Origin of the sequence: Mesorhizobium sp., assembly GCF_004962925.1 — a bacterium.
Classification (GTDB): Bacteria; Pseudomonadota; Alphaproteobacteria; order Rhizobiales; family Rhizobiaceae; genus Mesorhizobium.
The window spans coordinates 1-6305 of sequence record NZ_SUEO01000296.1 but is presented as its reverse complement, the minus strand read 5'-3'; the positions used below and the strand labels follow the sequence as shown (position 1 = coordinate 6305).

Sequence of the window (6305 nt, the reverse complement as noted above, 5' to 3'; positions counted from 1 at the left end):
CATCCAGCATCACCGCCATTTCCGCCGCTGGCATCCGCGGCCACGCCATGTCCAGAATTTCCAGATGTTCCAAGGACGGCGGTATTGGTGATATCGACGACGCCACCGGCTGCGCCGTTACCCCCGTCGCCGCCTTGGATCTCGACCGGAGGAATGCCTATCACGAAATTGAGGGCTGTGCCGCCATCCCCGCCTCGGCCACCCCTGGCGCTGCCAACAAAGGCGCTGCCTGGGGAATAGACCGGTGCATTGTTGATGTAGTTCACGGGGCCGCTTGGCGCGTGACCATCGTCGGCGTCGGCGTCTCCGATGACATCGGCGCCGTCGTCGCCGGGCGCGCCGTCGTGATTGATCACGACCTGTGCATGAACGACGCCAGCGGAAAGCGGAATGAGCCCAGCCAGCGCCGTCGCGCCAAGCAGGAGCGCCAGATGGCTCGGCAGAATGCGTTGGTTCGCGCGGCGCGCGATTTCTCGTGCCGACGCGATTCCTCTATTTGAGGTCATGTCGGCAGCGCTTTGCGCCGAAGTTGTTTCCCTATCGATGAACCGACGCCGCGCAGAACGCGCGGAAGAATGCTTTGAGAACAAAGCCATGCATTCACCCCCTAGATCGCGACGCTCCAACCCATCCTTTGAGTCCAGCGCCGCCGCCACGTCTGCTTAGGCAGTAAAAAATGCTTGGTATTCGCAATAAAACTCAACGCACTAAGGTCAGCCTCCGATTCGTCTTGGAAGCTCGAGCTTGATTAGAATACATTAACTTGTACCGGATGGAATCGGAATATTTGAACCTTCCACCTGAAGGAATCGAAGTGTTGCGCTACGGACACTGCTCAAAACGCCTGAGATTTCATAGTCGTCAAATGACGACTATGCTGCGATCGTGTGCAGGGGATGCGGATTTGAGCGCAGGCAGGCAAACGCACCAAATCCGCTCCGGCGAGGCTTTAACCGTGGCATCACCGGACAAACGCCCTATATGATTGCAAGGTTCTGTTTTCGTGCGGGAATGAATGGATGTCGCCGCTTCGTCTTTCGATGATCTTGATGTCGGCAATGCTGGCAACGGCGACGTTGCTGGGCGCAAGCCCGGCCGCCCTGGCACAGGTCCTCAACCCCGCCGACCGCAACGCGCTGGTCCGGCAAAACGAATTGCAGATGCTCGAGAACAGGCTGCGGCGCCAGCAATATCAGCAGCAGCAACAGCAGTTCCGTGCCCAGGATCGGGAGATCGCGCCGTCGCAACGGCCTGATGTGCAGCAGATGAGGCCTACTTGCCAGTTGCAGCGGTCGGGCAGCCGCTTTATCAGCACCTGCCGCTGATGAGCCGGCGCTTTTCATTTATTTAGCCGACTTATATACTTGAACGCCGCTGTTCTTGAAGTAACATCAAAGGCGGTTTTGATTTCGCAACGTGCCTTTGTGCTTGGGCACTGCCCTGATTGGATCGTCGGGAATGGCAGCCACCAAGAAGAAGGTCGTACGCAAGGCAAGGAAAGGGGAGCGGATCCGTCAGGTCGCGGCTATTCCTTTTCGGCTGAGCGAGCATGGTGACGTCGAGGTGATGCTGGTCACCTCGATATCGACAAGGCGCTTTATCGTACCCAAGGGCTGGCCCATGAAGGGTAAGAGCGGGCGCAAGGCAGCCACCATCGAAGCGCAGGAGGAAGCCGGCGTCCTCGGCAAGACGCTGAAGCAGCCGGCCGGCACCTATTCCTACTGGAAGCGGCTGACGAACCGGTTCGTTCGCGTCGACGTCACCGTCTATCTGCTCGCGGTGACCGAGGAACTGGCCAACTGGCAGGAAGCCAAAAGGCGGCAGCGGGCATGGTTGACGCCGGAAGACGCAGCAGTGCTTATCGACGAGCCCGGTCTTTCAACGCTGCTGAAGAACTTGAAGGTCCCCCAAACTGCGCCCGCTAGCGAGCTTGAACCAGGGCCTCATTTGGAATCGTCGTCTCCCGGAGGGAAAGGCCGCACTGACGTGCCGGTATAGGCCCACAACCATTCGCGCGGCAGCGGCCCCTTGTTGCGGTCGCTCTGCTGCGACTGCTCCCACGCATGCGCCAATATGCCGACGGAGCGCGACAGCACGAAAAGGCCGCGTGTCAGCGGCGGCGGAAAACCGAGCTCGCCATAGATGACAGCGGTGGCGCCGTCGATGTTGAGGGGAATTTTCTTGCCCTTGCGCCGCGCGACCTCGGCCTCAACAGCCTCGGCGATGTCGGCAAAACGTCCGCTGACGATGCCGCGCGCGGCAAAATCGCGGGTCAGCTCGATGAGGCGCGGCGCCCGTGGATCGACCGGATGGAAGCGATGGCCGAGCCCCGGCACATAGGATTTTTCCTCGGCCAAGAAACGATCGAGCCGCGCCGCGACGGCATCCGCAAGCGTCATGCCTCCGTCCAGTGCCACGGCGATGTCGCCGTAGAAGGCAAGCGCCTGTTCGCCGGCGCCGCCATGCACGTCGCCAAGCACATTGATGGCTGAGGCCATGGCGCTGTTGATGCCGACGCCGCAGGTAGCAGCCATCCGGGCAATGGCGATCGACGGCGCCTGCGGCCCATGGTCGACGGCGGCTCCAAGCGCGATGCCGAGCAGCGCTGCCTGCTCCTCGCCAGGCAGTTCGCCGCGCAGCATCAGCCAGATCATCGCCGGAAAGCTGACGCGGCCGATCAGATCCTGGATCTCATAGCCGCGCAGCCGGATCACGCCGGGGCGCATTTCAATGATATCGGTCTGCCACCATTCCTCGCCGCGCTCGCGGCCGGTCTTTTTCCCAACGTTGCTCATGGTCTCGCGCCGCTCATGCCCGCGCTCTCGTTTTTGCGCGGGGTGGCAGACTTGCAAACACCTCGTCCATATGTTCGCCCAGCGCCGGTGGCGGCTTGGTCGGCAAGGGTGCTGCACCATCAACCATGAACCCGCCGCGCACGACGGTCAGCGGCCGGTCCATCTTCGATATGCCCTCGAAACGGGTGGTCATGTCGCGCCCGATCACTTGCTGCTCGGCCAGCACCTGCGGGATCGTCAACACCCTGCCCGCCGGCACGCCTGCGCGATTGAGCGTCTCCTCCCAGGCCGCGGCCGAGCCGCTCGCCAGGGCATCCTCGATCAGCGACTTCAAGGCGATGCGGTTGCGCTTGCGCGTCTCGCGCTCGGCAAAGCGCGGATCCGATGCCAGGTCGGGCAGCCCGATCAGCCGGCAGAGCGTGACGAACTGCTCCTGCTTGTTGGCTGCGATGTTGAGCAGACCGTCGCCGGTGCGAAACGTTCCGGAAGGTGCTGCCGTCATGTTCTCATTGCCCATCGGCTGCGGCTCGACATCCGCTGTCAGATAGTTGGAGACCGGCCAGCCCAGCGCGGAGAGCGTGCATTCGAGCATCGATACGTCGAGAAAGGCGCCCTCGCCTGTCGTCTTCTGCCTCACAAGTGCAGCAGTGATGGCAAAAGCCCCGACCAGCCCGCCCAGCGTGTCGGCGACGGGATAACCGACCCGCAACGGCGCGGTCTCTGGTGTGCCGGTGATGCTCATGATGCCGGACAGGCCCTGTATGATCTGGTCGTAGGCAGGATTGTCGCGCATCGGCCCGGTCTGGCCGAAGCCCGAAATCGCGCAATAGACAAGGCTGGGGCGGACCTCTTTCAGCCTCGCACAGCCGAGCCCCAGCCGGTCCATCACGCCGGGGCGGAAATTCTCGACCAGCGCGTCGGCGGAGGCGACCAGATCGAGGAAGCGTTCGCGATCGGCCTCTTTCTTGAGATCGAGCACCACCGATCGTTTGCCGGCGTTCTGCGCCAGGAACGAAGCGCCCATGCCGGTGCTGTTGAGTTCCGGCGAGCCGCCGAGCTGGCGTGCCAGATCGCCGCCTTGCGGCGCTTCGACCTTAATCACGTCGGCCCCGAGCAGCGCCAACTGATAGGCGCAGTAGGGGCCGGCCAGGACATTGGTCAGGTCGAGGATGCGGATACCGGACAGCAGATCGGTCATGATGTCATAAATCGATCAAGCATCGCCCGGCACATGCTCCGGTCCGCGCAGGCGCCTGCGCTCGACGTAAGCGTAGATATGCGGCCCAACCAGCCCGATGAACGCCAGCGTCAGCAGCGTCAGCGACAGAGGATGCTTGTAGAACACCGACCAGTCGCCGTTCGAGATGGTCATCGCCCGGCGGAACTGCGCTTCGGCGAGCGGCCAGAGGATCATGCCAATGATGACCGGCGCCGTCGGGAAATCGAAGCGCCGCATCAGGCATCCGGCCGCGCCGAGCAGAGAGAGGATGACGAGGTCGGTCGGCGACTGCGAAATGCCGTAAGTGCCGACAGTGGCGAACACCAGGATGCCGGCATAGAGCTGAGGCGCCGGGATTTTCAGCAGCCGCACCCATAACCCGATCAGCGGCAGGTTGAGGATGACGAGGATGACATTGGCGATGAACAGGCTGGCGATCAGCCCCCAGACCAGATTGGCCTGCGTCATGAACAGCATCGGCCCGGGATTGATGCCATAGCTCTGAAAGGCTGACAGCATGATCGCGGCCGTCGCCGAGGTTGGCAGGCCCAGCGTCAGCATCGGTACCAGCACGCCGGCGGCCGATGCGTTGTTGGCGGCTTCCGGGCCGGCAACGCCTTCGATGGCGCCGACCGTGCCGAACTCCTCCTTGTGTTTGGAGAGCTTCTTCTCGATCGCGTAGGACAGGAAGGTCGGGATCTCGGCGCCGCCGGCCGGCAAGGCGCCGATCGGGAAGCCAAGCAGGGTGCCGCGCAGCCAAGCCTTCCACGAGCGTGCCCATTCGGCCGCCGTCATGTAGAGCGATCCCCTCAGCGGCACGATCTCGTCCTTGCCGGCATAGCGGCGCGAGGCCATGTAGAGCGTCTCGCCGACCGCAAAGAGGCCGACGGCGACGACGATCACATCAACGCCGTCGAGCAACTGGCTCATGCCGAACGTGAAGCGCGGCTGGCCGGTCTGCAGGTCAACGCCGATCATGCCGATGACGAAGCCGGCGAACAGGCTGGTTAGGCCGCGCACCGACGACGAGCCGAGCACCGCCGAAACCGTGATGAAGGCCAGCACCATCAGCGAAAAATATTCGGCCGGGCCGAAAGACAGCGCGAATTTGACCACGACCGGGGCCAGGAAGGCGACGCCGAGCGTGCCGAGTGTGCCGGCAACGAAGGAGCCGATCGCCGAGGTGGCAAGCGCCGCGCCGCCGCGGCCGGAACGGGCCATCCTGTTGCCTTCCAGCGCAGTGACGATGGTAGCACTTTCGCCAGGCGTATTGAGCAGGATCGATGTCGTCGAACCGCCATACATGGCGCCGTAATAGATGCCGGCAAACAGAATGAAGGACGCTTCCGGCGCCACCTGATAAGTAATCGGCAAAAGCAGGGCGATTGTCAGCGCCGGTCCGAGGCCGGGCAGCACGCCGATCGCGGTCCCCAGCGTCGTGCCGAGCAGGCACCACATGAGATTGACCGGCGTAAAAGCGACCGAAAATCCATGTGCGAGATGGCCAAGCGTTTCCATGGCGTCACACCCTCAACATACGGATAATCGAATCGAGAACCGTGTTCAGCTGGTTCTCTATGAAGCCGGCGCCGATATTGACGCCGAGCGCCCTGGCGAAGCCGAAATAGGCGGCAAGCGCCAGGATCAGGCCGAGCAGCACGTCACGGAGCGGACGTCTGCTGCCGAACCCATGGCAGATGAGAACGAACATGATCACCGAGGCCGCGGTGAAGCCAAGTGGCTGGATCAGCACAAGGTTCGCGACCAGTCCGACGGCGACGATGCCCATCGCCTTCCAGTCGGTCGGCGTTTCCTTTTCTTCCTCCGGTTGCCAGCCGCCCCGCAGGGCAGCGACGATCAGCAAGACGGAGAGGACCGTCATGCCGACCATTGTGATGTAGGGAAAGACGGTCGGGCCGACCTTGGAGTAGAGCGGCGACACAGGGATCGACAGCGTCTGCCAGGCTACCGCGCCGGCGCAAGCGAGAAGCCCGATGCCGATCAGCAATTCGGGCACGGCAAGGCGCGGCCGCGCCGCCTGCTGGTCGCTGGTGCTCATGATCGTCCTCCCTGGATAGCCGGTCTCCACAGCCGACCTCACCGCAGTTTCACCCGCGCTGGATCGTATGTCCATGCGGCTGGCGAACATCGGAAAGGGGCGGCGCAGGCCACCCCCTCTCCGAGGGCATCAGGCAAGGCCGAGGTCCTTGAGGATGGCCGCGATCCTGGTCGTGTCTTCGGCGAGGAATTTCGCATAGTCGTCGCCGGTGAGCAGGATTTGCGTCCAGTTG

7 protein-coding genes are annotated in these 6305 nt (G+C 63.0%); 3 read left to right on the top strand and 4 right to left on the bottom strand.

What is annotated here, in order from left to right:
• The 3 genes from E5W87_RS33150 to E5W87_RS33140 all read left to right on the top strand — a co-directional run.
• Positions 1–500: hypothetical protein (locus E5W87_RS33150; protein ID WP_292407487.1), on the top strand; the 500-nt coding region annotated here is incomplete at its 5' end.
• 519 nt (positions 501–1019) lie between these two features.
• Positions 1020–1325, top strand: coding sequence for a hypothetical protein (locus E5W87_RS33145; protein WP_292407484.1), 306 nt, complete (start codon positions 1020–1022; stop codon positions 1323–1325).
• A 133-nt stretch (positions 1326–1458) separates the two neighbouring features.
• Complete coding sequence (locus tag E5W87_RS33140) at positions 1459–1998, top strand: NUDIX hydrolase (RefSeq protein WP_292407481.1); 540 nt, start codon at positions 1459–1461, stop codon at positions 1996–1998.
• On the opposite strand, the gene E5W87_RS33135 is transcribed toward E5W87_RS33140, so the two are convergent.
• From E5W87_RS33135 to E5W87_RS33120, 4 genes are read right to left on the bottom strand one after another with little or no spacing between them, the layout of a single operon-like run.
• On the bottom strand, positions 1944–2795 hold the full coding sequence (locus E5W87_RS33135; protein ID WP_292407478.1) for a citryl-CoA lyase: 852 nt from the start codon (positions 2793–2795) through the stop codon (positions 1944–1946). The genes E5W87_RS33140 and E5W87_RS33135 overlap by 55 nt on opposite strands.
• Positions 2796–2808: 13 nt before the next feature.
• Positions 2809–3993 (bottom strand): CoA transferase, encoded by a 1185-nt coding sequence (locus tag E5W87_RS33130; RefSeq protein WP_292407475.1) that lies wholly within the window; start codon positions 3991–3993, stop codon positions 2809–2811.
• Between the two features lie 15 nt (positions 3994–4008).
• The gene (locus E5W87_RS33125) at positions 4009–5532 is read right to left on the bottom strand and encodes a tripartite tricarboxylate transporter permease (protein ID WP_292407472.1); all 1524 of its coding nucleotides are present in this window, start codon (positions 5530–5532) and stop codon (positions 4009–4011) included.
• A gap of 4 nt (positions 5533–5536) precedes the next feature.
• Positions 5537–6073, bottom strand: a complete 537-nt coding sequence (locus tag E5W87_RS33120) for a tripartite tricarboxylate transporter TctB family protein (RefSeq protein WP_292407469.1) — start codon at positions 6071–6073, stop codon at positions 5537–5539.
• Positions 6074–6305 lie beyond the last annotated feature (232 nt).